The organism is Vibrio quintilis (assembly GCF_024529975.1).
Taxonomy (GTDB): domain Bacteria; phylum Pseudomonadota; class Gammaproteobacteria; order Enterobacterales; family Vibrionaceae; genus Vibrio; species Vibrio quintilis.
The window spans coordinates 2,087,373-2,111,113 of sequence record NZ_AP024897.1; the positions used below are offsets into that span (position 1 = coordinate 2,087,373).

A 23,741-nucleotide genomic window follows, 5' to 3' on the forward strand; every position below is an offset into this window, starting at 1 on the left:
AATGACAAATTCAAAAGAGCAGGTACAAAGTTATTTTGAACCGGGAGACACGCCGACTTCCGCAGAATTTTACGAGTTGATTGATCTGGCGACCAATGCGGAAGCAATTGATGCAGGGACAATCGGCAATGATTATTTGCCTGAAAACATCGAAGTTACTTCTGTCACAGCAGAACTAAATGGCGATGGCAGCGGAATTACAGGCCTTAATGCGACAGCGTTAACAGGGCAAATCACTAACGATAATTTACCCGATGACATCGAAGTTAATTCAGTCACAGCGACTTCTGTCACAGCAACACTAAGTGGTGATGGCAGCGGCATTACAGGCCTTAATGCGACAGCCTTAACAGGGCAAATCACTAACGATAATTTACCCGATGACATCGAAGTTAATTCAGTCACAGCGACTTCTGTCACAGCAACAACACTAAGTGGCGATGGCAGCGGTATTACCAATCTGAATCCGGAAAACCTGTCAGGCAAAGTTCCTATCGACCAAATTCCTACAGGTGCGGTTGAAAATAACTCGCCAGACGAAGTTCCAACCACTCAGTCAACCAAGAGTTATGTTGATACCCGTCTGCCTGACGGTGTCATTATGATGTGGTCAGGGGAAGTGGCCCCTGAAGGCTGGGCCTTGTGCAATGGAGACAATGGTACTCCTGATTTGCAGGGGCACTACATTATTGGTGCGAGCGATGACTTTCCGTTGAATAGTTCAGAACAGATAGATCAATCAGACGCGATGAAAGTCGCTGGACAGCCGCTTTATTTCGCCCTGAACTACATCATGAAGGTGACGCCTCAAGCGTAAGGAGTGTTCCATGTACCGCTTCAAAACAGAAACAGACCAGCCCGTCAAACAGCAGAAAAAAAACACCACCGGCCTGCCTGATCACGTCAAAAGCGGGGTGGAACAACTTTCGGGCATGAATCTGGACCAGGTTCAGGTCCATTACAATTCATCTCATCCGGCTCAACTCAATGCACATGCTTATGCGCAGGGCAATCAAATTCACGTGGCGCCCGGTCAGGAGCATCATATTGCCCACGAGACATGGCATATGGTCCAACAGGCACAGGGACGGGTACCGCCAACAACTCAGGTGGGTGGTCAGGCCGTGAATGATAACCCGGCACTGGAAGCAGAAGCCGATCAAATGGGGCGGCAGGCGGAAAGATTAGGTAAATCAGACAATGGCAAGACTGAATCACCAACAAACCATGCGCCAAAGCAGCTCTGTCCGATCATTCAATTGTCAAAAGACTGGAAAACAAGTGCATTACAACAGGAAATCAAGAAAGAACAACAACAAGTGACCGACTTTGACCTTGTGCATACAGCGCATCATATTTTACCGAAGAGTGAGCTGTGGAAAACCTATCAACAGTTGTCCGGTCATGAGCAGAAAAACATTGCACAACAGATGGCCGGAAAAGACACTCTGACAGAAAAGAAGGTCAAATCCCTGCAATTTAACCTGACGCTGGGACCAAAGCCTGAACTGAGAACGGATGATCCTAAAAATGGGTTTGATCCGAACTATGCCAGCGGCGTTATGACTCCCCGCTCTAAGGCCCTCAGCAAAGCCTGGAATGCTTCATCAAATCAGATTGATCCGAAAGCATTGGCGGATGCATTACAAAAAGCGAAACAGATGCACCAACATCACCCGATCATGAACAGAAGCAAATGGAACAAAAAGCCAAACGGTAAATTCAGCCGGGATAAAAATCAGCATGCGCCGGTTGCTCTGACAAATCAGGTCGCCGCAGCCAGTGCGCCGGCCCCACAAAACCCACAGCCTCCACAACCAGTCGCGACGGTAGCACAACCCTGGCTGACACCACTGATAAAAAAAGCGGCAATAACCACACTGGGTCTGGGAACCATGATATGGGCTGCATCTCTGACATGGGCATCCGAATAATCCGGTCACAAAAAGAAGGAAGACTGAATGTACCGGCATAACAAAAAAATCAAGCGTCTGGCCACGAAAGCCCCTTTACACAGTCCGGCACGGGCTGCTGAGATGAGTGGTTTACGCCGTTATCCGGTCCGGCAACTTTCTCCGGAAAAGATGGAGATTGATCAACCGGATGAGGCCATGGAGGTGGACCAGAAAATCAACCCATATCAGCTGACTCATAACTGTTATTACTGTACGGCTGCTTATTTAGCCGGTTATGACGATGTCAATGACATGGTCGGAGAGACAGGAATCATGCAGCAACACACAGCCCCTCTGGATGAAATAATGTCTTTGTTTCAATACGTTGGATTGACATATAACTATCATCACTCCACCAATCCCGCTGATATTGAACTGGCGAAAAAGAGTGGCAAGCGGTTTGGTCTGGCTTATGTCAGAAATGATCCGGGCAGAACCGGGCATATGGTCGTCATCGAACATGGCCGGATTATTGACACCCAGCAAGACCATAAGGAAGTGGATCCCATCGCTGAGCAGGCTGTCGAATTTCACTTTTTTGAGCTCAATCATTAAACCCGGTATTGATACCCAAATAATCTGAAAATACAGGCTATTTGGGTATCAGGGCAGAGAAGGAGATAAATCATGGCAACAAAACCCGTTGCAGTTCCTGGTATGACATTTCAGTTCTCACCCGCCAGTGTCTCTGGTGTGGTCCAGGTTTTAACACCACCTTCAATGAAACTGACTGCCGGAGGAAAGGGCGTTTACCTTGGACCGGTCTCGGTGCTGATCACCAATATCAGACAAGCCGACAAAGGCAGTGTTGTGCCCGGTATCTATCAGGGCACATTCCGGCCCACGGCAAAAAAATTACTGGCGCCCGGTAAAGCAGCCCTGCGGGAAGGCGATGAAATTGCCGGGTGTTCAGATATGGGGATGGCGATGAAACCCGGCCCGAATGGTGTGCCGGTTCCCAGCCCGATTTCATTCCGGATCAAAATCAAAAATCCGGGCCAGAAAAAATTAGTGTGTGAATAAGCAGTTTGTATTACCGGGCAACCTGAAAAAAGGTTGCCTGAATGAATAATCAGGCAGATGAGATAGCGCCACCGGGATAAAACCGGTGCGGCAACATGTCATCAAATGTGGTACGCAATCGCGTTTTCACCCTCTCGTAAAGATAAAGGTAAAGAGAATGGCGCAATATAAAACCCCAAATGTATACGTGAAAGAATTATCGACATTGCCGGCATCTGTCGCAGAAGTCGCAACAGCAATTCCGGCGTTTATCGGTTATACCGAACTCGTCACCGATAAGGATGATGAAAACAAATCACTTATCGGTAAACCCATACGCATTACCAGCTTATCTGAATACGAAGAAAGCTTTGGTGGCCCGTATGCAGAAGCAATCACTGTAAAACAAAACCCGGTATCAGAAGAATTTTATATTCCTGAAACAGAAGAGACGGCACTGGCGCAATTTTTCTTATATCAGGCTGTTCAGCACTTTTTCGCCAATGGTGGTGGTGCCTGTTATATCGTCAGTACCGGTGATTATTCAGGTGAGGTAGTCGATACAGATTTTGATTTAGCGGTGTTGGAAAAAGTGGACGAAGTCACATTGTTTGTGATGCCGGAAACGGTACACCTGAGTGAAGAGCTGCATTATGGTCTGCATAAAACCGCATTAACGCAGGCCAGCAAATTAATGGATCGGTTCGCAGTGACTGATGTGAAACAATTATCAGTGCTGGATGGCAATATTGCAGACGATTCAGCCAGTATGCGAGATAATCTGGCCGGAGAACTGAACGAGCTGAAATACGGCGCAACCTATTATCCCTATGTGCGCACGACAATTGCCCGCCACTATACGGATGATACCGTGACGATTGAATATGCCGATGAAAGAGTTGGTGGCGACCCTCAAACTCTGGCCGATCTGTATGAAGAATCCACCGCACAATACAACGAGATTGTGGCATTACTCCGTCAGAATTATCTGATTTTACCCCCCAGTGCCGCAGTTGCCGGTTGTATGGCCAAAACTGATACCAGCCGCGGTGTCTGGAAAGCACCGGCCAATGTCGCGTTAAGTCAGGTGCTGGAGCCGATGGTTTCGATAGATAACAGTCAGCAGGAAAACCTGAACGTTGATGTAACGGCCGGGAAATCGGTGAACGCCATCCGGACATTTGTCGGTAAAGGTACGTTGATATGGGGCGCCCGGACACTGGCAGGGAATGACCTTGAATGGCGTTATGTTTCAGTCCGGCGCTTCTTCAACATGGTGGAAGAGTCTTTGCAAAAATCGACCGCTTTTGCTGTTTTTGAACCCAATACCGCAATTACCTGGCTGAAGCTCAAAACCATGACCGAAAATTACCTGCGGACACTCTGGCAGCAGGGCGCTCTGATGGGAAGCAGCGAAGATCAGGCTTTCTTTGTTCAGGTTGGCCTTGGTGAGAGTATGACCGAACAGGATATTCTCGAAGGGATTATGAGAATCAATATCGGCCTGGCCGCAACACGGCCGGCAGAATTTATCGAACTGACATTCCAGCACAAGTCTCTGGAAAGCTGATCTTTGAAGCCACCCGGATTTGTGGTGTCTTGATCTGTTTGCGGGATCATGTCGCACCAACAAACATGGGAACATTCTATTCCATTCATTTCACTCTGGAGTTTTACACATGGCAGATACTGCACAAAATATTGCGGACACTTATCCGATCCCGGCTTACCGGTTTGTGGTTGATTTTGGTGATGAAAGTATTCCCTTCACGGAAGTATCCGGTCTGGATATTGGTTACGATACCATCACTTATAAAGATGGCCGGGGCATCAAACATATGCCGGGTCAGCCAACTGATGTCAATATTACGATGAAACGCGGCCTGATCCGTCAGGGGAGTCAGTTCTACAACTGGATTGCTTCAATCAGCCTCAACATGATTGAAAAACGTGACTTAAGTGTATCGCTAACCGATGAGACCGGTGAAACCTTACTGGTAACATGGAACATCATTAATGCATTTCCAACCAAACTGACTGCACCCTCGGTCAGCGGCAGCTCAAATGAGGCGAGCATCGAGTCTCTGGAGCTCAGAGCCGATGATGTGAAAATTATTTTCCATTAAACAGAACCAGCATTGAAACAGAGTCAGCACTCCGGATAAAGCGCCGGAAAGCAACCTGACTGAACCATTTCAGCCCCCGTGTTCCGGGGAGTCATATCCCCGGTTTTTTTAAAAGGCCTGCCTATGAGTAGCAGCAATGATTATCCCATTGTGGGATACCGTTTTTTAGTGGTTATTTTTTCTGCCGGAGTACCAAACCCGGTTGATATCCGGTTTCAGGAAGTCAGTGGTCTGAGGCTGGAACGCAATATCACCCGGCAAGGCAATATGACCACACTACAAGCTGAACTTCCGCAGCAAACCCTGACATTGAAGAGAGGTGTGATGAACCAGATCAGCCCGCTGGCGATGAACCAAATCCTTGAGGGAGAGATGTGGGGCACCCGAATGCTGCGCAAAGATTTACTGATTTGTGTTTTAGACGGTAACGATACACCCGTCAACAGCTGGCTGGTTATGAATGCTTACCTGAGCAGCTGGAGTTGGGAAGGCATTGATGCCAACGCCAGTGATGTGCTGATTGAGAGCATGGAATTTAAATACACGACCGTCAAATATATGCCTGTCCCACTCGGGTAACCCTCACTGAGATACCAATTCTCACCGAAGAAAAACAACGTCAGCGACCTGATAGCGGGGGAAAGAATGACAGATACCTCATCAATTATTGCCAAACATGTGGTTGTGCAGGGAAAGATACAAGAATCTTCCCGGCCTGAACCGCAGCAACCCAATACCGGTCAGGCCCATATCAACACTGAGACGGTCCGGACACAAACAACCGGAGTGGATGATGAACAGCTTTATCAAACACTCAAATCGGAATTTCGTCGTCTTGAAGCTGAAGTCAAAGCGTTAAAGCAGCAGCTTCATGCGATAGCGATGGGGGAATCCCGTGAATTCAAACGTTCAATGGCCCGGGCCATTGAGTATGACCATTTGATCAAGAGACCTTAATCATGTCTGTATTTACTGATCCAACCCGGGCATTTATCCCGTCAGTCAATATTGCTGCGTACAAAAAAATAGGGGGTGGAACGGCAGATCTTGTCAGTTCAGTTTTAGTCCCCTATGACATGCCATCATTGACCACACACTATACTAACGATATTCGTTCAGCAAAAACAGCCGGCGGTGATGGCGCCGTTAATCAGTTTAATTTTTCAGAACCATCAGAAATGAAACTCCGGCTGTTACTGGATGACACCACCTATGCCAACGCTGTGGCCTATCTGATGCCGTCAAATACCATTCCCGATGGTGTTGATGCTATCGTTGAAAAGCTGCTGACCATGTGTCATGCGATTGATGGCAAAACCCATCAGCCATATTTCATCCGGGTCACTCCGATGCAAATGCCGCTGGTCAAAGGGCCGCACAGCGGATTCGGTGGTTTCCTCTCAAGTATGGAGATCAGAAATGAAATTGTGGATTCCCTTGGGTGCCGGGTAAAAGCCACGGTGGATCTCAGTTTTACCGAGTGTAAAACCGCCAAAGAGTCCGAAAAAGAGATCGGACGAAGCTCTCCGGATTTGACCCATGAGCTGCAAACTTTTGGTGGCGACAAACTGGTGAACCATGTCAATCAGATCTATGGCAGCCCTGAGTATGTTCATTCAGTCGCCGAGTTTAACCAGTTAAACAGTATCCGGGCGCTAAAACCGGGTAAAACGGTGAAATATCCGCCACTGGAAAGTTAGGGAGGTTTCATGGCAACCCGACTCAAAGTAAAAATCGGCAATACATCACTGACAGAAGCCGATGTTTATGAGTTTCAGGCGGGATATCAACTGAATAGCATTCCTGAACTGACACTGGTCCTCAGGGACGGTAATCTTGCGGCAGGTTCATTTGACCGGACTGATGATCAACAATTTGCACCGGGACAGAATGTCAGCCTCTACGGCGGAATCGATGACACGAATCACCAAATCTTCGAAGGCATAATTACCGGCAGCCGGGTTTCTATCGATGATCAGAAGCAGCCGCGCCTGATACTGACCGTTAAAGGTGAATCGGTCAAATTACTTGAACACCCGGTCAACTATATCAGTAACAAAGAGATTGAAGATAAAACACTCATTGAGAAAGTCGCGGCACTAAGTGCGGGTTATAAGTTTAAACAGGGTGTTTCAGATATTTCCGGCAACCGGATTAAACATGCCCAGTTTGCAGTGTGGCAACAAACGCCCTGGCGGATTATTTTTTCCCGGATGACTGAAAACGGCGCTGTCTTTTGTCCTTCCGTCAAAGGTGACCGCATAGTGACCCTCTCATCAGTGAAAAGTCAGGCTGCGAAAGAAACATTTCAGCTCCATGAAATACATCACTGTGACCTGTTTTCTGACACGCAGTCATGCTTTAAAGAAATCTCCGTGACCGCCTGGGACAGTGAGACACAAAAAGCATTTTCACCGGTTAAAGGGAAAAGCGGCAATTTCAAATCAATTAAAGAGTCAGATTCAGTACTCAGCCGCAAACCACTGGAAATCCGGTGTTCAGCGCCCAAAACCAAAGCACAAATCACAGCGATTGCCAACGGAGAGATGAATTTCAGAATGCTGGATATGTATCAGGGACGCCTGAGCATCTCTGAACAGGCAATCACCAAAGTCATGAAACTGGCTTTGCTGGACCGGCTCACGGTAAAAGGCGTCGGGAAAGATTTTTCTGATAACCATATCATCACCGGAATTCGTCACCATTTCACCGCCAGTGAGTGGCAATTCGTGATTGAACTGGGACTATCACTTAACCGTTCACTTTACGCGCCAGAGGCATATTTACCTGAGATGCCGGTGACAACCGGGGTCATTGCGGCCTATAAAACTTATAGCAAGCTGCCGCAAACGATGCCGGTACTGATTCCGGCACTGGATAGCAAAGTACCGCTTTACGCCCGGCAGACTTCACCCTTTGCCAGTAAAGGAGAAGGGCTATTTCTTCCTCCTAAAAAAGGAGATGAGGTGATGGTCGGCTTTATCGGCGGTGATGCCAGCTACCCGGTGATTCTCGGCGCCTGTTATAACAAGGCCAATCAGCCGCCCAGAAAATATGATGATAAAAATAACCAGGTTGGTCTTTTCTTTGCCGGAGAAAAGCTGGATCTGTTCATTGATCGTGACAGGCAAACAGTCAATGTTACTGCATCAAATCAAGTCAAACTCACTCTGAATGAGAAAGATGGCATCACGGCAGGAGACAGTAAAAACAGCCTGACGCTCAGCAAAAAAACCAGCCTCAAATGTGAAGATGAAGTCGCTATCGATGCCAAAAGCCTGTCAGTGAAAACATCAGGCAAAGTCGGCATTAAAGCAAGTAAGACGGAGATCAAATAATGGACGAATCAGTCATTGGTACCGGGTGGAAGTTTCCGCCCCGTTTTGCAAACCCTCAAACCGGGCCCGATATGTCAGATGAAATGACGCTGCTGGAAGAAGCGATCAGAATTCTGCTCAACACCCAGGTCGGGGAGCGGCCTCTGGAACCTGAGCTTGGTTGCGGACTGGATCACTTCATGTTTTCAGAAGCGACACCTTTAACCCTGATGGAATTGAAAGAAGAGATCGCCGCTGCGATTGTCGCCTGGGAACCCCGGATCGATTTGCTCAATATTCAGTTCGATCTGGCTGAAATTTATGACGGGAAACTGAATATTTTACTTGAATATGAAGTCCGGCAGACCAATGCCAGAAACAACATGGTATTCCCGTTCTATCTGGCAGAAAAATCCATTTAACCGCTTTCAGGAACCGACTATGTCAGATTTGATCACCAAAGATTACAGGTCATCGTTTAAAGACTTAAAAAGAAAAAATCAGGCACTCAATGGACTGACTCAGACAGCACGTGTGCTTGAGGCACTTCAGGGCGATTATTTTTCGATTGAAGAGCGAACTTTCAGTGAATGGATGGCTTACCTGCGCAAGGCCGCCCATAATATTCGTTTCTACAATGATCAGACCTTCCAGCCAGACGGCCACTGGGGAGATGCACTGCCGGGAATCATTCAATCTCAGTCGCTGGAAAATCTGTTAAACGGTTTACCCGTTCCGGAAGAGACCAAAACGTTAGCATCCCGCCCGGATATTGCCGCTTTGCTGGCTTTTTTCACCCTGATGACACATCCCAAAGGGCAGTTTGACGCCCTGACCGAACGTCATAAGCAGCATTATTATCAGGATGTTCTGGGCTTTGCGCCACTGGCCGCTCAGCCGGATCAGGTTCATCTGGTTATCGGGCTGGATGAAGATACACCAGGCATGACACTACCCGCCGGTACCTGTTTCACCGGGCCAACAGACAGCAATGACCTGCCTCTGGTTTATGAGACAGAAACGCAGGCGGCCCTCAACCATACTCAGGTTGTACAGATGAAAACGCTGTCAGGCGTGGTGGATCTGAGGGAAGAAAAAGGGCTAGGGATCCGGAAAAATGAACAACGGATTCTGACTCAGGTGATTGATACTGAAAACGGGCTGGAACTCGATAGTGGTGGCGTGCTGACATTTGGTGATGATTTGGCAGAAACACAAACACCGGGAGAAAACCAGCAGTTTTCCCGGATCGGGCTGACGATTGCCTCTCCGGCATTATATCTGGCCGGAGGAACACGAACTGTCACTCTGATTTGTAACCGGGCATCAGGCACAGAGTCGTCACCACTGTCACTCAAACAATGGTTCGATATTGCGGTTTCAACCGCTGACGGGATGATCACATACGAGCATGATTTGCTGACTCAGGATGGAAATCACAACCGGGATGAAAATGAAAGCAACTGGACCATTGATGAAAACAGCGATGGTCTGTGCATGGAATTTTCATCACTCTTTCCGGCGATTACCGGGCTGGAAGGGGAACAGGCACCCGGTGTCACCTCGCTACCACATTTTGTTTTCAGTCTGAGGCCAAATCAGGAAAAAGCTGCAGCCATTCTGAAAAAAAGTATTTTCACTGCCATTGAACTCAACATGGATGTCTGTGGATTACCGGGCCTTATCGCCGGTAGCGATGATGGCAGCCTGGATACTGCCAGCCCGTTTGAACCTCTGACCGGCGCACCTAAAATAGGCAGCCGCCTGACGTTCACTCATCCTGAATTACTGGTTAAACCCATCACAGATGCGGACATCACTTTTCACTGGATCGGACGCCCCGTTGATCTGAATGAACATTACCGGATTTATGCTGAATACCGTGATTTTACCGGTCAGTCGTCAGATCAGTTTTCCGAACCGTTGCGGAGCAATACCTGGCCGAAACCCAAATTCACCTTCACACGATCGGATGATTTATCAGATCCCGGTGATCCCATCGACATGTTCAGTAATCATACACCGGTAGATAATATTGATATTCATACCATTGCGTTTATTTCTGCATCAGACAACGGGCCGGTTTATTCATGGGATACATTGCCACTGGATGAACCGGCCGGTAACTGGCCACGAAGATATAATGCAACCCTGGTCAATAATGACTTTGGCCACGGTGAATTTGCTCAGGTCAGCCAGTATGCAGCCTATCTCAACAGCCAGCAATCGGGTACAAAAGAGGAGGGGGAGCTCCGGATTGTTCCGGATCCTTACACGCCGGAACTGGAACAACTGACGCTCAACTACTCGTGCTCAGTCACACTCGAAGCGTCCGCACTCGCAAGTATGGACTCACCGGCATTGCAGTTTCTTCATCCTTTAGGACGGCCCAGGATCGTTGCTTCCGGAGCAACAATGACTTTGCTGCCTTATATGCCTGAAAACGCTTATCTGTATATCGGACTGAATCAGACCTCATTACCCGGCAGTTTCCGCTTCTATTTTCAGGTCGACCCGGTCGACAGCAGCAATATCAGTGACAATAGTTATGTCAAATGGGAATACATGACCCCGCAAGGCTGGCAACTGCTGCTCAGCAGTGCTGATGGTGCCCAGATGGGACAGCCCCGGATCATCGAGGATTCCACACAGTTGCTGCTGAATTCAGGGATTGTTGTGCTTGAGTTACCCGCAATGGATGAATCGTTATCCGGGCTGGGGGATGGGTTGCTCTGGCTTCAGGTCAGCATTTTTAATCAAAACTCTGATTCAATGGCCGGAGATTTGCCGGGGGCAGTCCGCTATTCAGCCTTAAGAGGCATTTATCCGCAGGGTGTTGTTGCCACACTGATTACAGAAGAAGTTGATCCATCTCACTATCAACAGCCACTACCGGCTGAATCTGTCACTGAACTGGATGTACCGGATGAAAGAATCAGCAGTGTGACCCAGCCGTGGCCTGGTTTTGGGGCAAGAGTTGAAGAAACAGAATCAGAGCTGTCTGTCAGAGCCAGCGAAAGGCTCCGGCATAAACAGCGCGCGCTGACAAGATGGGACTATGAACATTTGGTATTAAACAGTTTCCCTGAAGTCTATATGGCCCGGTGCTATGCACCACAAGAGAATGAGTTAAATAGTGAAAGTGATATCTCAGTCGTGGTCATACCTGTCAATTATGACACCAGTATTCTTCAGCCCAAGTTGCCATTGTATCTGCGCCAGCAGATTGAAACCATGCTGGAGGAGGTGAGCCCGTCCGGTGTCTCTGTCACCGTCAAAGACCCGGTTTATGAAGAGGTTCATTTTGATGTGCTGGTGAAGATTTTTTCCGGATATGACATCGATTCAGTGGTGCGGGAAATCAACCAAATCCTGATTAATTATCTGACACCCTGGCAAAGTGATTCAGATGAGGATCCCAACTTCCGGCAGGCGATATACTTTACCGAGCTGGCACTGGCACTGGAACAACATCCGGCGGTGGATGTGGTACACCATATCCGGGCTACCGTTGACCGGCCTGCACAGATTTTGCCAGGTGTACCAAACAGCTTTGATGAAACGGATAACATTATTCAGCCCGGTCAGGAAGACGCTATTCTGGTTCCTTCCCACTACCATAAAATCGTCCTGGTGGATCAGGATCTGCCGATTGTGGAAGGTATTGGTAAATGGCGGGTTGAGATTGATCTGACTGTTTCTTAAATACTGACGCTGTCAGATGTATTCACGCCGGAATAGTCCTGTCTGAATACAGTCTTTCTTGCTGTGATTCTTCCATCACTGATGTCCTATAACAGATGCTTTCAGGTGATATTTTTCATGACGACAACTTCAACAACGGCGTATATTTCCCGTTCGCCACGGGAACAAAGTGGTCAGAACCTGCCGCTATTGCAACAGCAGGCACTCTCTGCGATTCAGCAGTATGCCGATCAAACCTGGACCAATCACAATCCGACTGATCCGGGAATCACCTTATTAGATGTTCTGGCATTTATCATTTCAGATTTAAGCTATCAGCTTGAATTTCCGGTGCGGGATTTAATGGCATGGCCAGAGGAGCAATCAGAATCAGCCGCTCCATTCTGGCTGGCCCCGGATGTGCTTCCGTCCAACACAGTCACCATGACGGACTACCGCCGCATGATCATGGATATTCCCGGCATACGAGCCGTTTTTCTGAGCCGCTCTCCCGTGACTGACAGATGGTATGTAGTCATTGATACCAAATCCGCATTGCTGACAAAACAACAGCGTTTAGCACTGGCTGATCAGGTCAGACAACGTTTTGTGACTGAGCGGAATGTTGATGATGATATCGCCGGACTCTGCTTTATCCAAAAACATCCGGTTGCACTAAAAATGAAGTTGTTATTTGGTCCGTTACGTGACCCCGTCACAACTCTGGTCGATGTGTTTACCCGGCTCAATGAGGTGATTTCTCCTGAAATACCACAACAAAGTCTCGAAGGTATGCTCGATGCCGGTGAGACTGCCGACCTTATCTTTGAAGGCCCTTATACTGAAAATGGCATTATTCAGCCTGAATCACTGGAGACAGAAGCCTTTCCTCAGTCTCTGTTCGCTTCTGATTTAATTCATGTGATGCATCAGGTCACATCGCTGAAAACGGTAAGCCAGCTGATTTTTCAGCCTCTGTCTGATGAAGGCAGCAGCAGGCTTACATTGAAAGAAGATGAAATACAGTGGCAATATCAGATAACAACAGAAGATAAAGAGAGAGAAGGACAAGCCGGAAATAATCAGGGCCTGACAGAATTATTCCCCCGGTCATTCAGCTTTGACCTGAAAGAAACACTGGATCTTTTATCGATTGAGATTGATGGTCAGGCTTATCCACTCACAGATGCGCAAAAAAAAGCCATCCTGTTTAAATATCACTGGCCGGAGAATACCGAAGAAGAGGATGTTGCTTCTTCGGTATTTCCTGATCTTGAAGCTTATCAGCAAGGGCAGTACCGGGAACTGAAAAAGTATCAGTCTCTGCAATACGAATTTCCGGTGATTTATCGGCTGATTGATGCCCGGCTGGATGCACAAATTGACAGTCAGTCACTGGCCCGAATCATGCAGTTGAAAGGCTTTCTGACGTTGTTTGATCAGGTGTTAGCAGACCAGTTTTTCCAGTTAGAAACCTTGAAAGTACTGCTGGCATTGCCGGACAAACAGAGCTTTACGGTTCTGGCCCGGCTGTTTGATAAAATGCTGGGCAGCGAGACACTGTCACAAAAAGAGGTAAAATATTTCTGGGAAGCGGTTGATAACTTGCCCAAAACCATCGTCAGCCAGCCGGTGACTGATATCAGCGGGATGAAAAACCTGATGGGTTCGTATTTCAATGACTACCAGACTGACGGCTTTCAGCCTGATGCAGAAACGCCATTTGATGCAACACAGCTTGACCGGTTGAACAGAGGGCTTTCCCATTTGTTAGCCCGGTATGCAGAAACCACAATCGATGCCAATCTGCTTCAATATGATCCTGTCTTGTCTTTCTATCTTGATGTGTTAGAAGCAGGGATGCCTGAAAATGTGGCACTGAAGTTACCTGCGTTGGAAGCATGGATGGGCGGAAAGAATGAGCCACTTTTACAGCGATTGGTTTTGTTGAAGCAGGTCACTGAGAAAGCAACCATTTTAAATGATTACCCGAGGCTTAGCCGCCTGAGAGCGGGAGGATACAACTATGCTGGCAATCCACCCCGGCGGAATTTTTCTGACTCGCTCAAACACCGGATCTTAAGTTTTCTGGGGGTATATCAAACTGAAGCGATGCCATTGGCAACAAATAATAAAGAAGGATTCTATCTGACAGAAAGTATTCTGCTCTGGGCTGGAATGCCTGTCCCGGGATCCCCGCCGGAAACTTCGGACATCATCCCAAAAGATAAAGACAGTGAACCTGTGGCGGTAGAAAAGAGGACACTCTATTTTGTGATTCCGGACTGGCCGACACGCTTTGCAAACGCGGAATTCAGAAATCTGCTTGAAGAGCAGATCCTCAGGGAAACGCCGGCTCACCTGACCTGTAAAGTCCTTTATCTGCCACGGGAACAAATGAGCCGGTTTGAACAGCTTTATTATGACTGGCGTAACGCAATGACCCAGTGTCCGTTTCCTGTATGGGATGGAGAGGCTTTACTTAACCCGCCAAATCCGGAATACCTCAGATGGTTAAGAGACACAACAAAACAGCTGAATGAATTTTTTCATACCGCAGACAGCAGCTGCCTTTCGCCCATCCAATATGAACGAAAGCCAATCGGTCAGGGCATCATTTCTGATAATTTCATCATTGGTTACAGGCCGTTACCGGTCCTGCATCCGGTGACACCTGTCAGTCAGGCTTATATTCATCCGGACAATATTAACCCCGTATTTTACGTCAATATCAAAACGCCTAATTCTATCAACCCCGTTTAAAAACCCAGTAAGGAATTCAGATGAGCACTAGTGAACAACTGATCCAATCGCCTGCCGGCTCTGAATCATTGGACTCAAAGAAAGACAGTAACAAACAGAACACCAACTCACTTCTGGGCGCAGCAGAGCTAAAACCTGAATTTGCTGACAATGAATGCCCGGATGGTGATGACTTTGCCAATCTGATTGATGCTTCATTTAATAAGAAAGATGGCCCCATCAGGGAAACCGATCAGGAAACAATCGAGGTCGATAAAAAAACCGACTTTCTTGCCGGTGTGAGTGTCACTGGTGGTCTCGAAACTGATACGTTCGTCAGCGGTGATCTGACAGCGGAAGGGAACGTCACTGTGAGTGGCAAACTCGATGTATCGGAATCTCCGCTCACGATTGGCAACGGGGAAACTCAGGCTCAGATAGGAGAGGAGCAGCTGAGCATCGGCGATACACTGGTCTTGGATCAAGGGGAGTTTACCGTCAATGCCAATACTCATTTGAACGGCGAAACCCGGCTGAAAGGCACGGTCAGCATGACCCATTCCGGTGAATTGATCGGACCAACACTCTATGTCAGCGGAAAAACTGAAGTCGATCAATTACAAGTCGGAGCACCGGTTCTGCTTGGTCATGATAATGCACACATTGAACTCAGAAACAGCGGTAATAAAGATGCACTTTTAGTGACCGCAAATGGATCAACCTTTTTGTCACTGGATAAAAACGGACAACTTTCTCTTGGCTTATCCGGTGACAATTCATCTGCAAAATTACATATCCGCAGTGACGAAGATGATGCGGATAGTGTGGTCCGGGTGGATACCAAAGACAATGATGATTCACCATTTGTGATCACTTCGGAAAATAACGTGGGGGTGGGTACGGAATCTCCCGATAATCCGTTAGATGTGATTGGCTCTGTCCGGGTTGGGGCATCAGAAGTCGTTGCTTCACCTCATAGTTTATCGGTTGAGAACCGGATCGGAGTCGGAACCGCCAGCCCGATGGCAAGACTCGATATCCATACACAAAATAGTGAAACGGCCATGCTGCTGCGTTCCGGAGAGTCCAGCCTGCTCGATGTCTCCTCAGCAGGGGTAATGACCGACACTTCTCTGACCGTAGCGGGTGAAACCGGCCTGAACAATACCACTGTGAATGGGACGCTGACCGTTAAAGATGAGACTTCAATTGCCGGTAAAACTCACTTTGAACAGGATGTCTCAATTGCCGGTATGCTTTCGGTTGAAAAAGAAACCTATCTGAAAACCACCACAATCAGTGATAAAACCACACTGGAAGATGTTCTGATCGTGGAAGGTGAGACCAAACATCAGGGAGCGGTCGGCATTGGTATCGGTGATGGCTTATTTAATCATCCGGAAGCCGGTTTACACATCCGGGAAACCGACAACCTGCCGGGGCTGAAAATAGAAAGCAAAGAAGGGAAAACCAAAGTTCTGGTCAGTGAGAACCAGATATCCCTGGGGGAAACCGGTACACCAGTGACACTGAACATCACCGGGGATACGTTACAGGACGGCGAGTTAATCACCAATACGCTGACGGTAGAAGATCATACAACGCTGAAAACAGCAACTACAGTGGAAAGCCAGCTCACGGTCCTGCAGTCCGGGGCTGAAACCGAAACAGACAGTGCCCTCAAAATACAGTCTGCCGGCGAAAATGCCGCACTTGAAGTCAATCATACGATCGGAAAAATGCTGCAACCATTGATCTGTGCCAGAGTGGATAAAGTCGGTATTCTCAACAGTCAACCGGAAAAAGCGCTGCATGTTTCAGGAGAGGCCCGGTTTGATGCGCCGGTTGAGCTGATGCAATCGCTCTCGATTCAGGGGCCGATCAATGCCGGATCCGGACTTGAAATTCAGGGGGACGCCCATGTTTCCGGCAGCTTTGATGTAAGTGGCGATACAAGTTTAGGTGGTGCACTATCTGTTGATGGCAGTACAGCAATGTCAGGCGCGGTAGCGATAGCAGGGCCGGCAACCTTAAATGCCTCGCTGGATGTCACCGGAGCCGCTACATTGACAAGCTTAAGTGCAAATACAATTCAGTCCGCATCGACAATTTCCGGAGCCAGTGTAAAAGCAGGAAATGACCTGCAAGTCGGCGGGGGATTGACAATTAAGGGCTTTTCCGCTGATGCAATGCTTGGCGGCATCAGCGCCAGCGATACTCAGGTTCCGACACAAAAAGCAGTCAAGACCTATGTTGATCAAATCTCACCGTCTTTCGGCAGCGGCGGGAAAATGCATGTGATCAGCACACAGGCTGAATTTGACAACCTGTTTAATCAGGGAACACCGACAAAGATAGAAACGAATACAACCATTCTGTTGTTTCCGGCCGGCACAGCAAGCACCACCGAAAGTTACATGTTGAAAAACAGCGTCAGGTTAAACCCGGGGGTCTCCATTATAGGGTTCAACCGGGAATCAACCCGGATCGAGAAAGCAAATGCCGGTAACAGATTTGAGGCTTTTGGTACTTCAACTGATCCGGTTAGCGCCATCACTCTGGATGGTTTTACTTTTGATGGAAAGCAAATCCCCTCTGAACAGGATGGTGGGGCGCTTTATGTCGAATATGTTGAGAACTGTCTCTTTAATTGTCTGTTTGAAAACCATATCGTCACCGGGAACGGGGGCGCAATCTATGCAAGACCTGGAACAGTGAACAATATCGAAGCCCGGAATATTCACGCCTGCCAGGCTCAAAATAGTGCAGGCTCAAAAGGTGAAGGCGGTGCTGTTTATGGGCTGTTGAATTCAGTTATCGTGGCATGGGGTTGTAAAGCTGAGAAAGGAGGTGCAGTGGCTGGTTGTGATTCTTGTCAGGTCGAAGCTGTTGCCTGTTATGCAGAGCAAAGTGGTGGTGGTGCCAGCCAGTGTAAACAACTGAGACTTACTGCCCGTGCGTGTCAGGCAAACAGCAGTGATGGTCAGGGGGGCGGGGCATATAATTGCGAAGATTTGATTTGCGAAGGGATATGGCAGGACAATCAGGCATCTCTGGGCCCTAATATTTACTCATCAGAAGATTATTTCTGGAAAGGCGACTATGTCGGCAGCCGGACAGATCCTGGCTGGAAAAATATCGACTGCTGATTTGGATAAAGCTTATTCAGTCTACAGAAAAAGCCCTGAGTTTTTGGCGGGGCTTTTTTTATTCAAACGCTTTTTTCACGCAAACAGTAAAGTGTAAATATGACTATTTATATTGAAAAACTGACGTTGGATCTGGATATTTCTGAGCCTGATGATGCCAGGAAAGCGGCAAAAATACAGGCCGCGCTGGCGATTTTACCAGAGCTGATCAAACATGAGCTGTCATTTTTGGATATTCCGGATATTTCATCTGTACTGTCCATCAACAAGAACGTTCCGGACAAACAGGAAATTCATCTGCCTGACATTGATGTAGAAACCCTGATTGATACACCGGTATCTGTGGCTAAAACGGTCGCACTTTCCGTTGCAGCAGAGATATGCCCGCTGGATGTCGGTGTTCCGGGAACAGATGATGATCAACAGGAAAATGATCATTCAATCAATACATGGATGCATGATATGAATAGCGGGCAGGTGAGTCTGATTTCTGCTTCTCAGGCCAGAGTATTCAGCCAGCAGTTAGTCACTGAGTTATCCTCTCATTCAGCACAAATTTCATACTGTTTGAAGTTACCGGAAAAACTCAACGAGCCATCATTCTTTTACCGGTTTATTGATTTCTTACTTAAGCTGACTCTGTCAGAAAGAAGCAAGCTTGTATTCTCAATGCTCATGAACCTGTCAAAGACTGTTTCAAAAGCTTCTCAGTTACTTGATCTCCGGATCTCTCCTTTGCTCGAACAAAATCTGAGGGTGAAAACCGATATATCAGAGATGATTTCCTTTATTGCTGTTTTATTCGATCAACAGAACAGAGATTCCGGAAATTCTTTGCGTATTCAGCAACAATTCAGAAAATTATCGCTGTTGCTTGAACTAAGGCGGCTTGAGTTCAGGAAAACGGAATTAAGTCACAACGCATTCCCGGCAGAGAGTTTAACCCGGCTCAGGCAGATATTTCTCTATTCATGTGATGAGGCAACATTAAATGCAGCTGCAACCTGGCTTCAGGTCGCTCAGATCCAACCGCCAACCACCAAAGAGGCAGATATATTAGCAACACTTGCGGCACGGGTTGAAGGAAACACCGGGCACCCGTCGGATCAGAAAGCCTCCCGGTTCAGCCTTCAGGCTGAAATGCAGTTCTGGAAACAGGTTCTCCCCATATTATCAGAGCGTAATATGGGTGAGATTTCCGGAAAAGAACGGGGGGAACAGATTCAAAATAAGGTGACATCTCAGCTTTTTGATAGTCTGCCTGATTCTGCGTGGCTGACGAGTCAGTTTCAAATGTTATCAGGTCAGGAAAGTACCGCAGATTTACGAAGGGAGGTTCAGGCGAAAATCACCCGGTTATCCGGACAGTTCACGCATGAAGCGCAATACACAAATGATGGCGGCCTGACTTTACTGTGGCCATTTATCCCCGTTTTGTTCAGACAACTGGCGCTGTTAACGCCGGAAAACGAGAATGTTTGTCAATTTATCTCTCCGGAGAGTCAGGCGAAAGCTTATGCCGTACTGAGACACTTATTGGGTTCAGCGCATGACAGTTACTCAGCTGTGGCAAATCTGTTTGTTGGTTATGAAGCGGATACCGTGGTGAGCAGACTCACTGAACTTAGTGATACAGAGTGCGAAACAGCAGGACAAATTTTCTCTGTACTCATCGCTCACTGGCAGGCATTAAAGAATATGCCGCCATCATCAATTCAGCAGATGTTCCTGCAGCGCCAGGCAACGATTAAGACATTTTCTCTGGGCACAGCTGTGTCCGTACAAAAGCAGGCGGTGGATGTTCTGATGCAAAAATTGCCGTGGGGGTTAAGTATGATTCGGTTCCCGTGGCTGAATGACAGGCTGATTTCAGTTGAATGGCGTTAATAAAACAAATTGAACTTGGATAAGTTGGATAAGGATGAAGGAGAGAAAAATCCTCATAGCCGTAACACAGCAGAAAGTAATAAAGATAGGTTATGAGGATACCGGTTCAGTCTTCAGGCTGAAATGCAGTCAGAGAACAGGATGCTCTGATTGTATGTCGGATAGTCAATTTAACATAATATACATAATGCGCACTTAATGTAATGATGTTTACAGAGGATGTTTCAGTCTGTCAGGCTCTCTTTTTTGCTGTTTTATCGTTGAAGCTATTGAATGGAAAAACGTTTCGGATTCTTTGCTGGACACTCTTGGGAACTGAAGATGAAAACACTAATTTAATTCTTTCGCTGCGCTGATAAGCCTTCATGTTGCCGCTGAAATCTGTATTCGCGCAAATCTCAGAAAGATTATGTTTTAATGCCGGTGGCAAATGGCCTTTGACTTTGACTAACTCATGGTCTTTAAACTGGATATAAAGAACCGGACGGTCGACAACTAAGAGCCAGAAAATAACTAAGGCAGCTGAAATAATTACATAGATCATAAATGTACCTTTACTCACATTGAAATTAATCTGAAAGCAAGCGATTTAAATCCTCTTTAAGTGTGCTGACTTTCTGGTTGGCTTTTTCTGTTTTCGATGCTTCAGATAACAGATATTCGATGGCATCAGATAATGTACAACCCAGCTCATTCGCTCTGTATGAAAGCTTTTCCCAAACCCGGTAATCCAGATCAATGGATTTTTTACGTGTGTGAATCTGCTCTGCATTATAATGGCGCTTTCTCTTGGCCCGGATCGCTTGCTTGAGCTTATTTTCCAGCTCCGGAGACATATGATTTTCAATCCACTCCAGTACCCGGACAGGCTCATGTTCAATCTCTTTCAATAATGATACCGCATGATCAATTTCACTCGTGTCGACATACTTCGTGATCTGACTTCCATCTTTCCAGCGGTTCATCAGATATTGCCATTTCCATCCACATTCCAGATTTTCGAGTTGTTGGTACTTCATGACGTTATCTACCTGTTATCTTTCATTAAAAAGCGCACAGTTACAGCGTAACTCATAAATTGCTTAACATCAAATCAGCATTTCTCCATTCTCTGATTTCAGCATGCTGTATATTCTTATATAATCGAAAACCTTTAAAATACAGATTTTACTTGAAGATGACCAAAGATATCTGGCGCCATGTCACACCACAGTTCGATACATATACTGAGCAATTTGCTCAATATGATTCCATTATTCCCGCTGATTTACTGTCCGTTCAACCCCGGGTACAGACGGTTCTGAAACGCTTTACCGAGCTGAAAGGTTTGACGAAAATCTTGCTGATTCATGCGCCGGATAATTCCGTATACCGGCGTATGATATGTACGAAGTTACAGGAGTTCATTGCCGCGAATGTCCCGATCGTCTCCACTGAGTCTCTGGAAAAAAATACATTATTTCCAACGATTAAAGCTGAAAATGGCCATGTGGTCAGTGAAATTCCGGGGCTACTCGATAAAGCAGATGGCGGATACATTGTTATCTCTCCAAACTGGTTAATTGCAAACCCCAAATTCTGGCCGTTACTGAAAGGTGCACTATTCGGTGAGAAAATTACCGCTTTAAACTGTGACGAGAAATCCCCGCTACAGTATGAATGGTGTAAAACTTACAATATCAAACTGATTATTGTTGGTGACAGAGAGCAGCTGGCTGAGATTGATGAGATTGATGAAGATATCCGCAGTGATTTATCCCTTTTTGGTGAAATAGAATTCGACCTGAGAGTCAACTCAACAAATATCGAAAATTATCTGAAGTATCTGAAATGGTTATGCCGGTTCTATCAACTCCCTGCGCTTTCTTCTGATGCAATCAAACTGCTTTTGACATCCGGCATTCGCTATCAGACAGAGGATCAGCTTCATATTCCTTTGTGTCCGTTCTGGCATCAGTCACTGCTTGAAGAAGCGGCTTTGGAATCCGGACACCAAACGATTCATTCAGAACATATTCAGCAAGCACTGGACAGTCGTTATTACCGGGAAAGTTACCTGCCCGAGCGCGCCTGCGATGATATCCTCAACGGTCAGGTTCTGATTGAAACCAGAGGCCGACAGGTCGGTCAGGTCAACGGACTTACTGTGATTGATATTGCTGGCCATCCGATTTCTTATGGCGAGCCGGCAAGAATCTCCTGTGTGGTTCATTTTGGTGACGGAGACATCAGTGATGTTGAAAGAAAAGCTGATCTTGGCGGGAATCTGCATGCAAAAGGGATGATGATTATGCAGGCGTTTGTCAGCAGTGCGCTGAAATTAAATGCACCGTTACCCTACTCGGCTTCGATCGTATTTGAGCAGTCATATAGTGAAGTCGACGGAGACAGCGCTTCTCTTGCGGAGGTTTGTTCGTTAGTAAGCGCCCTGTCTGACATTGCAATCGACCAGCAGATTGCCGTGACTGGTGCTGTCGATCAATTTGGGCGGGTTCAGGCTGTTGGCGGACTAAATGAGAAAATTGAAGGCTTTCACCGGGTATGCAAACACCAGGGATTAACTGGCAAACAAGGCGTAATTTTACCGATAACCAATTTAAACAATCTGGCATTACACCACTCGATTATTTCCGATATTCAGTCCGGGCAATTTCACATATGGCCGGTTTCAACGGTTGATGAAGCGGTTCCGATTTTGATGGGTAAACCTTTCAGAGATAAAGACAGTGAGAGTGTTATCAGCAAGATAGCAAGCCGGATTGATGAATTCGATCGGAGTGAACATACAGAAACACTTTGGGAACGAGTGAGAGGTAAGTTCAATTTTGACTGATCGGACTTGTTTAGCGTACACGTGTTCACTAACATGCAATCTACAGAATTTTGGAGTAATCAGATAATGCAAAATAAACGAGAATCTTACACATACGATGAACTTTTAGCGTCCAGCCGTGGCGAGCTATTTGGTCCTGGATATCCGCAGTTACCAGCACCTAATATGTTGATGATGAATCGCATAACAAAAATGTCAGAAACAGAGGGCGATTTTGGTAAGGGTTTGATTCTGGCTGAATTAGATATTACTCCTGATTTATGGTTCTTTGATTGTCACTTCCCTGGTGACCCTGTCATGCCCGGATGTTTGGGACTTGACGCAATGTGGCAGCTTGTTGGTTTCTTCCTTGGCTGGATTGGCGGAAAAGGCAAAGGCCGGGCACTCGGTGTCGGCGAAGTAAAATTTACCGGACAAATTTTACCAACAGCGAAAAAAGTAACTTACGAAATCCACATGAAGCGGGTTGTTAACCGTAAGTTAGTGATGGGATTAGCGGATGGACGTGTTCTGGTTGACGGGAAAGAAATTTACTCCGCAAAAGATTTAAAAGTTGGTCTTTTCCAGGATACTTCAACATTCTGATATCAAACACAGGGTTTCCCTCCCCTTGTAGATTGTTGTTCTGACTTATGTCGATAAATTGATAACGGCTCTTAAATGAGCCGTTTATTTTTGGTATAAACACTTAGTTATAGTGCGTCAGGATATATGTGTATAAAAAAGCCCCTGTATGAGGGGCTGTAAATGTATGTGACATGATTATCTTATTTATAGAGACCTAGATTTTTATCTTCTCTGGCTTCTCGCCATCCTCCCATCCAGTAGGAGCGAACATCCATTTGCTGATACGGGCACTGCTCAACAGAGCGTCCATTTAAACCAGCTTTATATCCCTGAGACTGTGCTCTCTCGAGGCGATCCCGCTTTTGTCTCTTCATACTTAAGTCCTCATACAGTCGCTATTTTATCCAATGACAACTATTACATTTTTGTGGTTTTTTTATGACCACATCTTTAAGCATCGCTCAAATCTCATAAGGACT

The 23,741-nt window shown here is 46.8% G+C and carries 20 protein-coding genes; 17 read left to right on the forward strand and 3 right to left on the reverse strand.

Going from position 1 to position 23,741, the window contains the following annotated elements; translation table 11 throughout:
- Nucleotide 1 precedes the first annotated feature (1 nt).
- The 15 genes from OC443_RS09825 (at nucleotide 2) to OC443_RS09895 (ending at nucleotide 19,862) form a co-directional block, all read left to right on the forward strand.
- Nucleotides 2-817: a tail fiber protein gene (locus OC443_RS09825; RefSeq protein WP_073581964.1), complete on the forward strand. Its 816-nt coding sequence runs from the start codon at nucleotides 2-4 to the stop codon at nucleotides 815-817.
- A 10-nt stretch (nucleotides 818-827) separates the two neighbouring features.
- On the forward strand, nucleotides 828-1,934 hold the full coding sequence (locus OC443_RS09830; RefSeq protein ID WP_262021662.1) for an eCIS core domain-containing protein: 1,107 nt from the start codon (nucleotides 828-830) through the stop codon (nucleotides 1,932-1,934).
- 27 nt (nucleotides 1,935-1,961) lie between these two features.
- On the forward strand, nucleotides 1,962-2,510 hold the full coding sequence (locus tag OC443_RS09835; protein WP_073582467.1) for a hypothetical protein: 549 nt from the start codon (nucleotides 1,962-1,964) through the stop codon (nucleotides 2,508-2,510).
- 72 nt (nucleotides 2,511-2,582) lie between these two features.
- The gene (locus OC443_RS09840; RefSeq protein ID WP_073582465.1) at nucleotides 2,583-2,978 is read left to right on the forward strand and encodes a hypothetical protein; all 396 of its coding nucleotides are present in this window, start codon (nucleotides 2,583-2,585) and stop codon (nucleotides 2,976-2,978) included.
- Nucleotides 2,979-3,135: 157 nt separating this feature from the next.
- Nucleotides 3,136-4,527, forward strand: coding sequence for a phage tail sheath family protein (locus OC443_RS09845; RefSeq protein ID WP_073582463.1), 1,392 nt, complete (start codon nucleotides 3,136-3,138; stop codon nucleotides 4,525-4,527).
- A gap of 109 nt (nucleotides 4,528-4,636) precedes the next feature.
- Nucleotides 4,637-5,083 carry a phage tail protein gene (locus OC443_RS09850; protein ID WP_073582461.1) on the forward strand — a complete coding sequence of 149 codons (447 nt, stop codon included), beginning with the start codon at nucleotides 4,637-4,639 and terminating at the stop codon, nucleotides 5,081-5,083.
- A gap of 123 nt (nucleotides 5,084-5,206) precedes the next feature.
- Nucleotides 5,207-5,662 (forward strand): phage tail protein, encoded by a 456-nt coding sequence (locus OC443_RS09855; protein WP_073582459.1) that lies wholly within the window; start codon nucleotides 5,207-5,209, stop codon nucleotides 5,660-5,662.
- A gap of 66 nt (nucleotides 5,663-5,728) precedes the next feature.
- A complete protein-coding gene (locus OC443_RS09860) occupies nucleotides 5,729-6,040 on the forward strand; it encodes a hypothetical protein (protein WP_073582457.1) in 312 nt (103 codons plus the stop codon).
- A gap of 2 nt (nucleotides 6,041-6,042) precedes the next feature.
- Nucleotides 6,043-6,783, forward strand: coding sequence for a CIS tube protein (locus tag OC443_RS09865; protein WP_073582455.1), 741 nt, complete (start codon nucleotides 6,043-6,045; stop codon nucleotides 6,781-6,783).
- 9 nt (nucleotides 6,784-6,792) lie between these two features.
- The gene (locus tag OC443_RS09870; protein ID WP_073582453.1) at nucleotides 6,793-8,421 is read left to right on the forward strand and encodes a phage baseplate assembly protein V; all 1,629 of its coding nucleotides are present in this window, start codon (nucleotides 6,793-6,795) and stop codon (nucleotides 8,419-8,421) included.
- Nucleotides 8,421-8,822 (forward strand): GPW/gp25 family protein, encoded by a 402-nt coding sequence (locus OC443_RS09875; protein ID WP_073582451.1) that lies wholly within the window; start codon nucleotides 8,421-8,423, stop codon nucleotides 8,820-8,822. Before OC443_RS09870 ends, OC443_RS09875 begins: the two co-directional genes overlap by 1 nt.
- Complete coding sequence (locus OC443_RS09880; RefSeq protein WP_159440325.1) at nucleotides 8,770-12,105, forward strand: baseplate J/gp47 family protein; 3,336 nt, start codon at nucleotides 8,770-8,772, stop codon at nucleotides 12,103-12,105. The genes OC443_RS09875 and OC443_RS09880 overlap by 53 nt, the downstream gene beginning before the upstream one ends.
- 117 nt (nucleotides 12,106-12,222) lie before the next feature.
- Nucleotides 12,223-14,847, forward strand: coding sequence for a hypothetical protein (locus tag OC443_RS09885; RefSeq protein WP_073582447.1), 2,625 nt, complete (start codon nucleotides 12,223-12,225; stop codon nucleotides 14,845-14,847).
- A 20-nt stretch (nucleotides 14,848-14,867) separates the two neighbouring features.
- Complete coding sequence (locus tag OC443_RS09890; protein WP_073582445.1) at nucleotides 14,868-17,975, forward strand: hypothetical protein; 3,108 nt, start codon at nucleotides 14,868-14,870, stop codon at nucleotides 17,973-17,975.
- Between the two features lie 99 nt (nucleotides 17,976-18,074).
- Entirely contained in the window at nucleotides 18,075-19,862 is a 1,788-nt protein-coding gene (locus tag OC443_RS09895; RefSeq protein WP_073582443.1) for a contractile injection system tape measure protein, read from the forward strand.
- Nucleotides 19,863-20,094: 232 nt separating this feature from the next.
- On the opposite strand, the gene OC443_RS09900 is transcribed toward OC443_RS09895, so the two are convergent.
- Together OC443_RS09900 and matP are read right to left on the reverse strand one after the other, a co-directional pair.
- Nucleotides 20,095-20,406: a DUF3634 family protein gene (locus tag OC443_RS09900; protein WP_073582441.1), complete on the reverse strand. Its 312-nt coding sequence runs from the start codon at nucleotides 20,404-20,406 to the stop codon at nucleotides 20,095-20,097.
- A 25-nt stretch (nucleotides 20,407-20,431) separates the two neighbouring features.
- Nucleotides 20,432-20,881: a macrodomain Ter protein MatP gene (gene matP, locus OC443_RS09905; protein WP_073582439.1), complete on the reverse strand. Its 450-nt coding sequence runs from the start codon at nucleotides 20,879-20,881 to the stop codon at nucleotides 20,432-20,434.
- 158 nt (nucleotides 20,882-21,039) lie between these two features.
- Between matP and OC443_RS09910 the strand changes: the two genes are divergently transcribed.
- Entirely contained in the window at nucleotides 21,040-22,695 is a 1,656-nt protein-coding gene (locus OC443_RS09910) for a S16 family serine protease (protein ID WP_073582437.1), read from the forward strand.
- Nucleotides 22,696-22,761: 66 nt separating this feature from the next.
- Nucleotides 22,762-23,280: a bifunctional 3-hydroxydecanoyl-ACP dehydratase/trans-2-decenoyl-ACP isomerase gene (gene fabA, locus OC443_RS09915; protein WP_073582435.1), complete on the forward strand. Its 519-nt coding sequence runs from the start codon at nucleotides 22,762-22,764 to the stop codon at nucleotides 23,278-23,280.
- Between the two features lie 182 nt (nucleotides 23,281-23,462).
- Here fabA and rmf read toward each other — a convergent pair whose 3' ends face one another.
- The gene (rmf, locus tag OC443_RS09920; protein WP_073582433.1) at nucleotides 23,463-23,636 is read right to left on the reverse strand and encodes a ribosome modulation factor; all 174 of its coding nucleotides are present in this window, start codon (nucleotides 23,634-23,636) and stop codon (nucleotides 23,463-23,465) included.
- Between the last annotated feature and the right edge of the window lie 105 nt (nucleotides 23,637-23,741).